Genomic DNA, 13,815 nt, shown 5'->3' with positions numbered 1-13,815 from the left:
TTAAAGTACGATGGATTTTAACTATAGAGATAAAAAAATTGTAAGTGGAGAAAAGACAATTTTATGTGGAATAATAAATGTCACACCGGACTCATTCTCAGATGGCGGAAAGTATTACGAGATAGAAAATGCCGTTAAGAGAGCCAAGGAATTAGTTGCTGAAGGAGCAACTATGCTAGACGTTGGGGGAGAGTCCACAAGACCGGGGAGTACTTATGTGGAAATTGAAGAGGAAATAAAGAGAGTTGTGCCGGCTGTTAAAGCGATTAAAGAAGCAGTTGATGTTCCGATTTCAGTGGATACATGGAAGAGTGAAGTGGCTAAGGCGGCAATTGAAGCAGGAGCGGATATAATAAATGATATAACCGGATTCTTGGGGGATTTAAACATGGCGAAAGTAATAGGAGAATCAAATGTCGGAGCAATAGTTATGTTTAATCCTGTAATAGCAAGACCTAATCATCCAAGTTCAAAAGTATTTCCTAAATTTGGAGGAGACGGAGTATTTTCAGAAGCAGAGTTAAAATCGTATGAAGTTATGAACATTGTGGAAGTAATGGGAAAATATTTTGAAAAAAGTTTGGAACTTGCTGAAAAATATGGTATATCTAAAGAAAGAATTATGCTTGACCCGGGTATAGGATTTGGACTTACAAAAAAAGAAAATTTAGAGTTGATAAACAAGATAGACATTATAAGAGAAATGGGATATTTTACATTCCTTGGAGTATCAAGAAAGAGATTTATAATGAACATCTTAGATGAAAATAGTTTTGAGACAGATTTTGAAACGGAAGAAGGAAGTATAAACAGAGATCAAAGTTCTGCTATTTTAACATCTATAGCTGCATTTAAGGGTGTTGAAGTTTTAAGAGTTCACACTATAAAACCTCACTTGATGGCATCTTGTATTTCAGATAGCGTGAGAATGGCAGATAAAATGCAAGATATAAATTTTGGGGCGTATAAAAATAAATAAAATTTTAAAGATCATGAGCTGACTTTTATGAGATCAGCTCTATTTTAATATAAAATTATGATTAATGAGTGAAATTAAAGTTTTATAGAAATATAAACTCTTTAGATTTATAATGAAATAAAGGATGAAATCGAGATTGAAATTTTAATTTAACATTTTGATTTCAAACCACTTTTAAAGACAAAAAATTTATAGGGGGAGGTGAAGCGAAAATATTTTTATGGGTAGGTAGCTTAAAAAACAATTAATAAGATAAGGAGGATAAAATGAATAAAGATAGGAAAAAGATAAAATTTGATGCATTTGTAATTATATTTTTAGTAATTGTTTTTTGTTATTTTTTGACATTGCTAGTTCCATCGGGAGAATTCCAAAGAGAAGAAGTTAATGGAGTTACAACTGTAATAGCAAATAGTTTTCATGCTACAGAAAAAACTTATTTAGGACCGCAAGCTATTTTCCAAGCTGTGCCGGAAGGTTTGACATCATCAGCATCTATGATGTTTGTAGTTATGATGGTGGCTGGATGTATAGAGATATACAAGCGTTCAGATGCAATAGACAAACTGGTATCTGCACTTCTATCCAAGGCAGATAGATTTGGCAGTGAAAAAATATTGTCTTTAATAATGGTTATGTTCGGGTGTTTGGGTGGATTTTTAGGTTGGAATGAACAGATAGTTCCGTTCATACCTATAATTATCTCGCTCTGTTTGGCAATGGGATATGATGTAATGACGGGGATAGCTTGTTCAGCCATGGTGGATATGATAAGTTTCTCTGTATCTCCATCAAGCGTGTATACAGTTGGGATTTCACACGAAGTAGCTCAGCTGCCAATGTTTTCAGGATTTGCATTTAGATTTATACTATTGGTAATATTTAACATAATTATGCAAATTTATGTACTTAGATATGCAAGAAGTGTAAAGAGAGACCCTAACAATTCATATATGAAGGGAATTGACGATTCAAGTTTTAGGATTAATTTTTCAGATGAATTGAGTGCCGAGATGAATGGTAGACAAAAGTTATCTCTTTTAGTGTTCTTAGGAACTTTTATAGCAGCTATAGTTGGTGTTTCATCAAAAGGCTGGAGCATGAACGATTTAGGCGCAGCATTCTTCTTTGCGGGAGTAATGGGCGGAATAATAAACGGAATGAATATAAATGAAGTTATCTCCGGATTTATTGCCGGAGCTAAGGACGGCCTTGGACCGGCGCTTGTAATAGGACTTGCAAGGGGTATTCAATGGATGTTGAACTCCGGTGGAGTAATCGACCCTATAATAAATGCACTTTCTAAACCGTTGAGTAAGATGGGTGCAGTTAGCACACCTATAGCCGTTATGTTTATAATCTCACTATTCAACGGTCTTATCACATCAGGTTCTGCAAAGGCCACAGCACTTATGCCTATACTGATTCCTTTGGCAGATTTGATAGGGATGACAAGACAAACTATGATTTTAGCATTCCAATTTGGAGATGGTTTGACAAACAGTTTGTGGTTTACAAGCGGCACGCTTTTAATGTTCTTAACAATTGCAAAAATTCCACTTAACAGATGGTATAAATTTGTTTGGAAATTACTCGCAATCTTATTTGTAGTTGCGATTATATCTTTAATCATAGCTGTAAAAATCAACTACGGACCATTCTAATTTACGAGGGAGAAAACTATGGATATAAAAGATAAAATACTAAGTGTCGAAGATTATACAATACAACTCAGAAGATATTTCCATGAAAATCCCGAACTGTCTTGGAATGAATTCAACACAGCTAAGAAGATTCAAAATGAACTTCAAAGCATGGGTATAGAGTACAGAGTTGTAAAAGACACGGGAGTTATAGCCAAGATTTGCGGGAAAAGTACCGGAAAAAGACTTGGTATAAGAGCGGACATAGATGCTCTTCCGATAAAAGAAGAGACTAATTTGCCATATGCATCTAAAAACAGCGGAGTGATGCATGCTTGCGGACATGATGTACACGCAGCTGTATTGCTTGGAACGGCTAAAGTATTAAATGAAATGAGAGATAAGTTTAATGGAGAAATAGTTTTTGTTTTTCAACCGGCTGAAGAATTTATACAAGACTCCGGAGCAAAATATCTTTCTAAAGAAAAAGAAATTGAGACGCTTGATAACATAATAGGACTTCATATATGGGCTGGCATCAAGTCAGGACAGGCGTCGCTAAATGTTGGGCCGATTATGGCATCGGCAGACACTTTTGACATATATATAAAAGGCATAAGCGGACATGGAGCAACACCTAATTTGGCGGTAGATCCAATAGTGGCAGGCTCTATGGTAGTAAATGCACTTCAAACTATAGTCAGCAGAGAAAACGACCCATTGGAGCCACAAGTTATAAGCGTGACGGCATTTAACTCTGGAAATTCTAAGAATGTAATCCCTGAGATGGCACATTTGGAAGGGACTACAAGGTCATTTAACAATGAACTAAGAGCAAGATATAAAGAACAGATAGAGAGAATATTAGCCGGAGTTGCTCTTACTACAAGAGCAGAAATCACTTTGGACTATCACGATGGAACACCCGCTACAGTCAACGAAGAAAAAGCTACTGAATTTGGAATTGAAATAGCAAGGGAAGTGTTTGGAGAAAATTATATCGAAAACTATCCTAAACTGATGGGCGGAGAAGATTTTGCAAAATATCTTTTGAATATACCGGGTTGCTTTTTATTGTTAGGCGGAGCAGGAGATAAGGGATATTTCCCTCAACACAATGAGTATTTTGAAATAGACGAGGGAGCAATGAAACTTGGAATAGAATATTTTGTAAGATATGCTTTAAAATATTTACAATAACTAACAAAAGCTAATGGATTTAGTAAATGAATCCGTTAGCTTTTAATTTATATTTGTTCAAAGAAACTATTTATATAAGATTTAATTGTGTCTAAATCTGAGAAGTGGTCTAATTTGTAAGTTTTATCCTCATATTTAAAAAATGCTGAATAAAAAGGGTTATTAGAAATGGTTTTTACGATAAGTATATCGTTACCTTTCAATGAATACTCTTCAGCTTTTTCCAATAGACCTAAAAGCTCATTAGGAACAGGATCTTGAGCACTATCACTAATCCATTTTACAGTGATACTAGGAGAACTATTAGGTGAAATTATTACAGGCATACCATCGGCATCTTTATCATATGTTTTTGGTAGAATAAACAATTGGCTCATAGTTTCTTCTCTCGTTAATACATATACAACATCATTGTTTTCTGTTAAATTTGAGTGTAGGAACTTTTGATTGAGGTCATTTTCTAACATTTGCAATTCGGAATATTCATCAGATATATAAGTATTATTACGAATTTCCTTAAAACCTTTAACATTATCAAAAGACGTCGGAATATATTTTACGTCGTAGAAAGAATCTAATGATATTTGATTATCTTCTTCTGGGTAAGTATTCTTACAATCACTTAAATTAAGTAAAATTAATAATAAAAAAATATAAAAAATTAATTTTTTCATACTTACACCTCCATAAGAATATAATACATTGAACTCACAAGTTTGTAAATTCAATGTATTAGCAAGGTTTAATCTTTTTTAAAACTCAAGATTACTATGGAAGACATTACAAGAGCAATGCTCACTAAATCTTGAATTGTGAATGTCTGTCCTAATAGGATTATTGAAAAAATAAGTGAGGCAACAGCTTCAAGACCGGCTATAAGACCTCCCATAACCGGACCGACAATACTAACTCCAATTAAAAACGAAGAGAAAGAAAAGACGGTTCCGATAAATACAATTCCAAATAGCGCCCATAGAGATACAAAGTCAGTTGGTACTACAAATTTCCAAGGTTGTAGGTAAATGGTAAATACAATTCCACCGACGAGCATTCCAAAGCCTATGACTGAAAGTTTCGGATATTTGAGCATTAAGCTAATTGGTATGAGTGTATAAACAACTACGCTGATTGCTGCCATTGTTCCCCAAAACAGTCCTAAAGGACTTATTACTAATTCACTTAAACTGAAGTTAGTTGCAAGTCCAAAAACTCCAAGCAAGGATAGGAATATTGCTAAAATTTCTATGATTTTAGGAAATCTCTTTTCAACTAAGCAAACATAGACAACGATTATTCCGCTGCTTAAAAATTGAAGTACAGTTCCAGTTGGAGCATTGGTATATTTTATAGCGGACAGGTAGGAATATTGACAAAAGAGTATTCCAAAAACACCAAATATTATTAAATTAAGTAAGTCTTTTTTATTTTTAAAAATTAATAGGGATTCTTTTTTATACTTTACTATAGATAGTATAGTTAGTAAAAGTCCTGCAATTATAAGTCGTATGTTTACTATGAGTCCGGTGTCCATATGGCTGCTCTGCATTAAGTATTCGCCACATATTCCTGAAAAACCCCAAGCTACAGCTCCAAGTATTGTCAAAAGGTATCCCAATTTTAAATTATTCTTTTCATGTATTTCCATTTTAAATCACCTTAGTGTATTATACTATACATAGACTAAGGAAGGGGAAAATATGAAAAAACAACTTCTATATTATGGATTTGACGCAGAGCGTCTTGAAAAAGTAATAACTGTGGCTGAAAAATTTGGAATTGAGACAAATGAAGTTAGACAAGAAGATTTGGAGCAAAAGGTAGCTGCATTATTTAATCTTGAAGGTTATGAGAGAGAAGATGTAGATTATATTGATATTCCGAAAGTAGAGATGTTATTATTCGGAGATTTAGATAGAAATATTCTACAATCTTATCTAATGGCACTTAAAGAAAAGGAAGTGGTTGTTCCGTATAAAGCAGTGATAACCGAAACTTCAAAAGATTGGAAATTTTCTTATTTATTAGAGCATATAAAAGATGAACACGAAGTTGTTCAATTGTTTAATCAATTGGGTAAACTAACTAAGAAAGCGCAAAAGAAATTAGATACAGTAGGTAATTCTGAACTTAGAGAGGCAATAGATTATGCCCTTTCTATTAGAGAGATAAATGGTGTGGAGAAAGAGGATATACTGCCAAGATATAATAGACTAAAGGAGGCACTAGGTGAATAGCAGAGTAGAAGGCCTTGTGAATTTTATAGACAAGTCCATGACTGCACATTTCGCAGTTAAAAATATGGAGAACTTGTTAGTTGAAAATGATTATACGGAATTGAAGTTAGAGGAAGAGTTTAAATTAAATGGTAAAAAATTCTATGTGAAAATAGATGATACAGCTCTTCTTGCAATTAACATAGGCGATAAAAAATTAGAAGATGGTTTTAAAATTATAGGTTCTCACACCGATTCTCCGACATTTAGAATAAAGAGAAACCCTGTGATGAAAAGTGCCGGAAATATCATATTGAATACAGAAGTTTATGGAGGACCAATTTTATATACTTGGATGGATAGACTTTTATCAGCAGCCGGAAGAATTAGTTTTTTTAAAGAAGGAAAAATTGTAACTGAACTAATAGATTTTAAAAAGCCGATTTTTACAATTCCATCTTTGGCAATTCACATGAACAGAGAAGTTAACAAAGGATTTGAATTTAATGCTCAAAAACACACATTACCTCTAGTGGCATTGGATAGTGAAGAGATGAAAGAAGACTTGCTATTAAATGAGATGGCAAAGATAAAGGGAATAGATTCTAAAGATATTTTAGATTACGATTTATACATCTATGATACAGCTAAGGGAGAATTAGTAGGTCTTAAAGAAGAATTTATTTCTCAAGGAAGACAGGATAACTTATTTATGGCTTATACAAGCTTAATAGCTCTTTTAGAGTCGAATGCATCAGGGATCAATGTGTTCTTGGCAACGGACAATGAAGAAGTTGGTTCAACATCTTATGCTGGAGCTGATTCGCCAGTGCTCGGCAGGATTCTTGAGAGAGTTGCAATAGCACTTGGAGCAAATAGAGAAGAATATCTAAGAGCTTTAGAAAATTCTTTCTTGATATCAGCCGATGCGGCTCATGCAGTACATCCTAATTTTACTGAAAAAGCAGACCCTACTAATCAACCGATACTAGGTGGAGGTCCGGTTATCAAATATGCGGCGAGTAGATCATATACTTCAGATGCATACAGCGCTGGAAAATTTATAGATATGTGTACTAAAGCCAAGGTTCCATTCCAAACTTATCACAACAGAAGTGATGTAAAGGGAGGTTCTACAATAGGGCCTATTTCACAATCACAAATAGCTATTAAATCTGTAGACATAGGTATGAGCACGCTAGGTATGCACTCAGCAAGAGAGCTTACAGGAGTTTCAGACGTTGCTCATTTTATAAATGTTTTTAAAGAATTCTATAAATAACAAAAACGGACTGTTTTTTTACAGTCCATTTTTAATATACAAATAAAATTAAATTTTATACTAATAATATGAGTAAGGCTCTAATATGTACTTAGTCATGCTTTTTGAAAAATTTGTCCATTATTAAATAAAATATAGTTGAGATAATTGAAAAAATTAAAACTCTAGTGCCAAGTAAGGATACTTTTTCAGAATGGGATAGGTGTGAGTAAATATTACTGCGTTTATTAAAAAGATTATAAGATAAAATTAAAGTAAATACAAAGATATAAAATAATATTTTTTTTACATTTCTCATAAAAGTATCTCCTTAAATATATTTTGCTATTAAAATGATTATAACATGGTAGTAAATTAAAATGTAGCATAATAAAAAATTAAAGTGTAAAAAAGATTTTAAAAATTAAATACAGAAAATATTTTTTACACATAGTATTGCAATGAAGATGTAAAGATAATAAAATTAGTTTAAGAACAAATAAAATAAATGTGAAAACGTATTCTAATTTAATTTGTTCTTAATTCTATAGTAGAGGGGAATCAAAATATGGAATTTTATGTTGATTTGAACAGTGACATAGGAGAAGGTTATGGAAGTTACAAGTTGGGAATGGATGATGAAATCATAAAGTATGTTAGCAGCATAAATTTGGCTTGCGGCTGGCATGCAGGAGACCCTATGATTATGGACAAAACTGTAAAGCTTGCAATTGAAAATGGGGTAAAAGTTGGAGCACATCCTGGCTATCCGGACCTTTTGGGATTTGGAAGAAGAGCCATGACTATAACTAGAGAAGAGGCTAAAAATTATATGTTGTATCAAACAGGCGCTTTAATGGCATTTGCTAAAGCTAATGGCACAAAATTACAGCATATGAAATTGCACGGAGGATTTTACAATAAAGCTTGCGTTGATCCTGATTTGGCAGCAGGAATAATAGATGGTATAGAAGCTTTAGATAAAGATATAATTTTAATGGTTTTAAGCGGAAGTTACATAGCAAAAGAGGCAAAGAAGAGAGGACTTAGAGTAAGTGAAGAAGTCTTTGCTGATAGAGGATACAATCCGGATGGAACACTTGTAAATCGTTCTCAACCGGGAGCGTTCGTAAAAGATATAAAGGATGCATTGCCAAGGGTTATAAGAATGATTAAAGAAGGAAAAGTTACAGCTGTTGACGGAACAGATATAGACATAAAAGCCGATTCTATATGTGTTCATGGAGATAATCCAAAAGCAATGGAATTTGTTCAACAGATAAGAGCAGGTTTAATTGAAGCGGGAATTGAAATAAAGCCTGTAGATGAATTTATAAAGTGAGGTAATTTATGGAAAAGAAAAAAATAAATTGGTCGGTTCTTTTAGGGGCAGCTTTTTTAATGGCTACTTCTGCAATAGGACCTGGATTTATGACACAGACAGCAAAGTTCACAAATGATTTACATGCTGATTTTGCTTTTGTAATATTTGCTTCAATAATAATGAGTTATGTTGCGCAACTTAATGTTTGGAGAGTTATAGCAGTTTCAAGATTAAGAGGACAAGATATAGCAAACAAAGTATTGCCTGGATTAGGATATTTTATAGCATTTTTAGTAGCTCTTGGTGGCTTTGCATTTAACATAGGAAATGTTGGTGGAGCAGGACTAGGACTAAATGTAATATTTGGTATGGATACAAAACTTGGAGCAATAATTGCTGCTCTACTGGGAATAGTAATCTTCACTTCAAAGTCAGCCGGTAATGCAATGGATAAACTAACCCAAGTGTTAGGTGCCGGAATGATACTTTTGATAGGTTACGTATGTGTTACCACTGCGCCTCCGGTTGGAGAAGCTGCTGTTAGAGCAGTTGCACCTACAGAATTAAACAATACTATTCCTGCTGTACTAACTCTTCTTGGAGGAACTGTTGGTGGATATATAGTATTCTCAGGCGGGCACAGATTAATTGATGCGGGAATAACTGGCGAAGAAAATTTACCACAAGTTACTAAGTCGGCAACAATGGGAATAGGAGTTGCTCTAATAGTTAGAATTTTATTATTCTTAGCTGTTCTTGGAGTAATATCATCAGGCGGACAACTTGATCCTGAAAATATAGCGGCGTCAGCTTTTAAAATAGCAAGTGGAGAAGTTGGTTATAAGATATTTGGTTTGGTATTTACTGCAGCTGCGATTACTTCAATCGTAGGTTGTGCTTTTACTTCAGTATCTTTCTTAAAAACTCTATTCAAAGTAGTTGAAGAAAAGGCTAATTTATTCACAATTGGCTTTATAGTAGTTTCAACTCTTGCATATGTCTTAATAGGTCAACCACAAACACTACTTGTACTAGTAGGAGCTTTAAATGGATTGATTTTACCAATAACTTTAGCGGTTATGCTTATTGCAAGTAAGAAGAAATCAATAGTAGGAAATTATGAACATCCAATGGTTCTTTTCTATTTAGGATGGATTGTAACGGCACTTTCATTCTATTTGGGAGTTACAACAATGGTGACTAAATTATCTACTTTCTTCTAAGGAGGAATTATGTACAATGAAGTTAAATATCTCATAGCCGGAGACAGAGCCATAGTTATGGAGTTTGGAAATGAGATAAACAAAGATATAAACGCCAAAATCAGAAGTACTATGGCGGCGATAGATGGTAATATAGACGGAATAGTGGAGATGACTCCAACATATAGGTCCATAACCATAGTGTATGAACCTGAAAAGTTGAGTTATAGTGAATTGGTTGAACAGTTAAAAAAATATGAGAGTGTTTCTTCAAGTGATGGAGAAGAAAAAGTAAATCTTATAGAGATTCCGACTTTATATGGTGGAGAGTATGGCCCTGACATGGACTTTGTAAAATCAAATGCAGGTCTGTCAGAAGAAGAGGTTGTAAAAATTCACACAGGAACTGATTATTTAGTTTATATGCTTGGATTTGCACCGGGATTTACTTATTTGGGCGGAATGGATGAGAGAATAGCAACACCAAGGTTGAAATCTCCAAGGTTTAAAATTGAAGCCGGTTCTGTTGGAATAGCAGGTAGTCAAACGGGAATGTATCCATCTGAGTCACCGGGTGGTTGGCAGTTGATAGGAAGAACGCCACTTAAACTATACAATCCGGAAGCGGAACCGCCGGTGTTTATACAAGCCGGAGATTATATAAGATATGTGAGTATAGACGAAGAAGAGTACAATAAAATAAAAGCTGAAGTGGAATCTGGAGACTATAAAGTCAATGTTAGACGTGTAGAAGTAGGTGAGTTGAATGGCTAAAGTAGAAGTTATAATGGGAGGTATACTCACTACCGTTCAAGATTTTGGGCGAATAGGATATCAAAAGTTTGGCATAGGACAAGCAGGAGTAATGGATGAATACAGCTATGAGTTGTCAAATATTTTAGTTGGCAATAAAAGCGGTGAAGCTGTATTTGAAATAACTTATTTGGGACCAACTTTAAAAGTTGATGAAGACGTAACTTTTGCTGTTACAGGCGCTGATGTTACACCTAAAGTAGACGGTATAGAGGTTGCAATGTATGAGACTCACTTGTTAAAAGCTGGAAGCACACTAAGTTTTGGAAAATTAAAATCCGGAATGAGAGCATATTTGGCTTTTAGTGGAGAGATAGGCGTTGAAGAATTAAATGGAAGTAAATCAACTTTAATAAAAAGCAAGATAGGTGGCTATAAAGGAAGAGCTTTAAAACCAAAAGATGAATTTGAAATTTTAAATGCAAGAGATTTTGTGAAGAGAGTTATTCCTGAAAAATATAGACCTGTTATGAGTCAATTTGCAGTTTTAAGAGCTGTGCTAGGACCACAAGATGATTATTTTACGGAAGAAGGTATTAAAAAATTCTTTATGTCAGGTGGATATACAATAACTAAAAATGCCGACAGAATGGGGATTAGATTGGATGGAAACCCATTGGAATTTAAAAAGGGTGCGGATATAATATCAGATGGAACAGTTAAGGGTTCTGTCCAAGTTCCGGCAGATGGCAGGCCTATTGTGTTAATGGCAGACCGTCAAACCACTGGTGGATATACTAAGATAGCAACTGTAATAACGCCGGATATTTGTAAATTGTCACAAATGGCTCCGCATGGAAAAGTTTTATTCCAACAAGTTTCTATAGAGGAAGCTCAAAAAATTTATAAAGATTACCGTAGAAAAATAGAAGAAATTAGAAATTTAGTATAAAAATTAGGTGTCGGTATAAAGCCGGCACCTTTTAAAATATAGAGGATGTGCGTATATTATTTGTAATACACATATTCTTAAAATTACATTTTTTCTGAAACTATATATGAAACTTTTTCTAAAAAATCTTTTTCAATTTTTGAAAATCTATTGAATGAAGTTGAATCTATATCAATTACTCCAATCGGGAGATCATCTTTCATAATTGGAACAACTATTTCAGAATTGCTTCTTGAATCACAAGCTATATGTCCATCAAATTTATGGACATCATCAACGATTAGCGTTTCACTTTTTTCAAAGGATTTGCCGCAAACACCTTTTCCGATTTCAATTTTAGTACAAGCTACTCTACCTTGAAATGGTCCTAGCAATAGTTTTTGATTTTTTAATATATAAAACCCCGCCCATGAAACATCTTCCATTTCAAACAATACTGCTGAAACATTTGCCAGAATTGAAACTTTATTCTCCGTTTGAGAACAAAGAGATTTTATCTTAAATAAAAGTTCTTCATACTTATTCATTCTTTCCTCTATAGCCTAGACGTTTTGAAAGTTCCAAGGCTGCTCCTTTCACATATTTAATCATTTCATCAACTTTATCTTTTGACCTGTATTCGGGGGTAACTATACCTATGGAAGCTATGAAGTCGCCTGTATGATTAAAAACCGGTGCTCCAAGGCCTATAGTATCTTTTATGTACTCTCCTTCTGAAATTGCAAGAGATTTTTCTCTAATTCTTTGAAGTTCAGATTTTAATTGTTCAATATCTACAGGGCCGGTTGAATATGGATCTAATTCAAGTTTTAAGTAAGAATTTATAAAATCCTCTGACTGGTATGCAAGAACTACTTTTCTTATAGCACCTTTATGTAGAGGTATTTGTCTTCCGAAATTTTCAACGATTTTCAATGTTTCAGAGCCTTCGGCTTTTCCTATGACAACTCCTGTATTTTCAGAGCGAACTATCATAAATGAGTCCTCATTAGTTTCGTCTGAAAGTTTTCTTAAAATAATATCAGCCTCACTTTGCAGACTTATATTTCCTGAAGCTGCCATGCCTATTGAAATAAGTCCGGGACCAAGTTTATATAAGTGGGTATTGTTGTCTTTAGTTACAAACTCACAGGCTATTAGTGTGGATAAAATTCTGTGAGTTGTACTTGGTGGAATTGATATGGCTTCTGAAATTTCTGCGATGGTGAATTCGCGGCTGTCTTGTTTCATATATTCGAGTATATTTGCTGCTTTAATTAAACTTTGAATCATATTAACTCCTTTCCTACACGTTAGTGAAATTATACCACAATATGTATATAAATAGCATATTAACAAATATCTATTTTATATTTAGTTGGTATGGTAAAATAAAAAATAGTAAGGGGATGATTGAAATTACAAATTCAACATTAAATAAGTTTATATTGGTTACAAGAGCAGTACTTATTGCTGCGATTGGAATGGTTTTTCCACCGGCATTTTTATTTTTACCGGCTATTTTCGTTGGGGAAGCTATATCAGGAGGCGTTATGAGCGCTTTTTCGATGTTCTTTGTTGCCAATGCACTACTGACTATGATTTCTTTAAATTATGCAATAGTAGTTTTTACGTTATTTGGGCCAATGATTTTAGTATTTCACTGGATGATGCATAAAAATTATGACCAGAATTCAACTGTAGTTTTGGCAGCGGTAATGTTTTTTATTTCTATATTTGTAACTTCATATTCTTATGGGGTTAGCCCTGAAATGTTAAAATCAAAAGAAGTTTTAGAAAGTTTTATACAAGTACAAAATAATATGAGTATTGAAAAGCTCTCAACTGCAGAATGGACTATGTTGTATAATAGGTCGTTGCAATTGATGCCGGCTATGTTAGTTATAATTTCTCTTTTGTTAAGTTATGTAACATATCACTTATCAATAAGAAAGCTTATCTTAAAACAAGGATTAAAATTAAACTATAAACCATTTATTTATTTTAATCTACCAAAAGGAATATTATTTGTAGGAGTTTTTTCAATAGCTGGATTATATAGCTTTGGAGATAGACTTTTTGAGTCACCTAATTTAGTTATAGAAAACTTAATCTTAGTATTCTCAAGCATACTATTTTTCTTGGGAATGAGTGTTATAATGTTCATACTAAATAAGATTAAAGCTGGAAGGTTTATAAAAATTTTAGTGCCTCTTTTTGGATTTTTAGTTCCGGGAGCACAGTTTGTTTTTATAGCCATGGGTGTTTTGGACAATATATTCAACTTTAGAAGGCTCGCGTGAGGTGAA

14 protein-coding genes are annotated in these 13,815 nt (G+C 33.7%); 10 read left to right on the top strand and 4 right to left on the bottom strand.

Annotated elements, in window-relative coordinates; all coding sequences use genetic code 11:
• Positions 1-10: 10 nt before the first annotated feature.
• The 3 genes from folP (at position 11) to SOR77_RS03620 (ending at position 3,822) form a co-directional block, all read left to right on the top strand.
• Positions 11-979, top strand: coding sequence for a dihydropteroate synthase (gene folP, locus SOR77_RS03630; RefSeq protein ID WP_320635824.1), 969 nt, complete (start codon positions 11-13; stop codon positions 977-979).
• Positions 980-1,245: 266 nt separating this feature from the next.
• The gene (locus SOR77_RS03625; RefSeq protein ID WP_320635823.1) at positions 1,246-2,643 is read left to right on the top strand and encodes a YfcC family protein; all 1,398 of its coding nucleotides are present in this window, start codon (positions 1,246-1,248) and stop codon (positions 2,641-2,643) included.
• 18 nt (positions 2,644-2,661) lie between these two features.
• Positions 2,662-3,822, top strand: a complete 1,161-nt coding sequence (locus SOR77_RS03620; protein ID WP_320635822.1) for an amidohydrolase — start codon at positions 2,662-2,664, stop codon at positions 3,820-3,822.
• A 47-nt stretch (positions 3,823-3,869) separates the two neighbouring features.
• Here SOR77_RS03620 and SOR77_RS03615 read toward each other — a convergent pair whose 3' ends face one another.
• On the bottom strand, positions 3,870-4,496 hold the full coding sequence (locus SOR77_RS03615; protein ID WP_320635821.1) for a hypothetical protein: 627 nt from the start codon (positions 4,494-4,496) through the stop codon (positions 3,870-3,872).
• A 68-nt stretch (positions 4,497-4,564) separates the two neighbouring features.
• Entirely contained in the window at positions 4,565-5,467 is a 903-nt protein-coding gene (locus tag SOR77_RS03610) for a DMT family transporter (protein WP_320635820.1), read from the bottom strand.
• Between the two features lie 52 nt (positions 5,468-5,519).
• On the opposite strand from SOR77_RS03610, the gene SOR77_RS03605 reads away from it, so the two are divergent.
• From SOR77_RS03605 to SOR77_RS03580, 6 genes are all read left to right on the top strand, one after another.
• A complete protein-coding gene (locus SOR77_RS03605) occupies positions 5,520-6,056 on the top strand; it encodes a DUF3783 domain-containing protein (RefSeq protein ID WP_320635819.1) in 537 nt (178 codons plus the stop codon).
• On the top strand, positions 6,049-7,317 hold the full coding sequence (locus SOR77_RS03600; RefSeq protein ID WP_320635818.1) for a M18 family aminopeptidase: 1,269 nt from the start codon (positions 6,049-6,051) through the stop codon (positions 7,315-7,317). The genes SOR77_RS03605 and SOR77_RS03600 overlap by 8 nt, the downstream gene beginning before the upstream one ends.
• Before the next feature lie 547 nt (positions 7,318-7,864).
• Positions 7,865-8,638: a 5-oxoprolinase subunit PxpA gene (locus tag SOR77_RS03595; RefSeq protein ID WP_320635817.1), complete on the top strand. Its 774-nt coding sequence runs from the start codon at positions 7,865-7,867 to the stop codon at positions 8,636-8,638.
• 8 nt (positions 8,639-8,646) lie between these two features.
• The gene (locus tag SOR77_RS03590; protein WP_320635816.1) at positions 8,647-9,843 is read left to right on the top strand and encodes an NRAMP family divalent metal transporter; all 1,197 of its coding nucleotides are present in this window, start codon (positions 8,647-8,649) and stop codon (positions 9,841-9,843) included.
• 9 nt (positions 9,844-9,852) lie between these two features.
• Positions 9,853-10,596 carry a 5-oxoprolinase subunit PxpB gene (gene pxpB / locus SOR77_RS03585; RefSeq protein ID WP_320635815.1) on the top strand — a complete coding sequence of 248 codons (744 nt, stop codon included), beginning with the start codon at positions 9,853-9,855 and terminating at the stop codon, positions 10,594-10,596.
• Complete coding sequence (locus SOR77_RS03580) at positions 10,589-11,527, top strand: biotin-dependent carboxyltransferase family protein (protein WP_320635814.1); 939 nt, start codon at positions 10,589-10,591, stop codon at positions 11,525-11,527. Before pxpB ends, SOR77_RS03580 begins: the two co-directional genes overlap by 8 nt.
• A gap of 83 nt (positions 11,528-11,610) precedes the next feature.
• Here SOR77_RS03580 and SOR77_RS03575 read toward each other — a convergent pair whose 3' ends face one another.
• Positions 11,611-12,054 (bottom strand): GAF domain-containing protein, encoded by a 444-nt coding sequence (locus SOR77_RS03575; protein ID WP_320635813.1) that lies wholly within the window; start codon positions 12,052-12,054, stop codon positions 11,611-11,613.
• Complete coding sequence (locus tag SOR77_RS03570) at positions 12,047-12,799, bottom strand: IclR family transcriptional regulator (protein WP_320635812.1); 753 nt, start codon at positions 12,797-12,799, stop codon at positions 12,047-12,049. Before SOR77_RS03570 ends, SOR77_RS03575 begins: the two co-directional genes overlap by 8 nt.
• A gap of 116 nt (positions 12,800-12,915) precedes the next feature.
• Between SOR77_RS03570 and SOR77_RS03565 the strand changes: the two genes are divergently transcribed.
• The gene (locus SOR77_RS03565; protein WP_320635811.1) at positions 12,916-13,809 is read left to right on the top strand and encodes a DUF2232 domain-containing protein; all 894 of its coding nucleotides are present in this window, start codon (positions 12,916-12,918) and stop codon (positions 13,807-13,809) included.
• Positions 13,810-13,815 lie beyond the last annotated feature (6 nt).

It is taken from the genome of Peptoniphilus sp. (assembly GCF_034090345.1).
Lineage (GTDB): Bacteria > Bacillota > Clostridia > Tissierellales > Peptoniphilaceae > Peptoniphilus.
Note: the sequence above shows the minus strand (reverse complement) of the source record. Positions and strands in the feature narration are given on the sequence as shown.

Excerpts from the sequence above, each read along its gene's own strand:
- folP (WP_320635824.1), top strand. The coding sequence starts at position 11 with ATGGATTTTAACTATAGAGATAAAAAAATTGTAAGTGGAGAAAAGACA.
- SOR77_RS03615 (WP_320635821.1), bottom strand. The coding sequence starts at position 4,496 with ATGAAAAAATTAATTTTTTATATTTTTTTATTATTAATTTTACTTAAT.
- SOR77_RS03605 (WP_320635819.1), top strand. The coding sequence starts at position 5,520 with ATGAAAAAACAACTTCTATATTATGGATTTGACGCAGAGCGTCTTGAA.
- SOR77_RS03590 (WP_320635816.1), top strand. The coding sequence starts at position 8,647 with ATGGAAAAGAAAAAAATAAATTGGTCGGTTCTTTTAGGGGCAGCTTTT.
- SOR77_RS03595 (WP_320635817.1), top strand. The coding sequence starts at position 7,865 with ATGGAATTTTATGTTGATTTGAACAGTGACATAGGAGAAGGTTATGGA.
- pxpB (WP_320635815.1), top strand. The coding sequence starts at position 9,853 with ATGTACAATGAAGTTAAATATCTCATAGCCGGAGACAGAGCCATAGTT.
- SOR77_RS03610 (WP_320635820.1), bottom strand. The coding sequence starts at position 5,467 with ATGGAAATACATGAAAAGAATAATTTAAAATTGGGATACCTTTTGACA.
- SOR77_RS03565 (WP_320635811.1), top strand. The coding sequence starts at position 12,916 with ATGATTGAAATTACAAATTCAACATTAAATAAGTTTATATTGGTTACA.
- SOR77_RS03575 (WP_320635813.1), bottom strand. The coding sequence starts at position 12,054 with ATGAATAAGTATGAAGAACTTTTATTTAAGATAAAATCTCTTTGTTCT.
- SOR77_RS03580 (WP_320635814.1), top strand. The coding sequence starts at position 10,589 with ATGGCTAAAGTAGAAGTTATAATGGGAGGTATACTCACTACCGTTCAA.
- SOR77_RS03570 (WP_320635812.1), bottom strand. The coding sequence starts at position 12,799 with ATGATTCAAAGTTTAATTAAAGCAGCAAATATACTCGAATATATGAAA.
- SOR77_RS03625 (WP_320635823.1), top strand. The coding sequence starts at position 1,246 with ATGAATAAAGATAGGAAAAAGATAAAATTTGATGCATTTGTAATTATA.
- SOR77_RS03620 (WP_320635822.1), top strand. The coding sequence starts at position 2,662 with ATGGATATAAAAGATAAAATACTAAGTGTCGAAGATTATACAATACAA.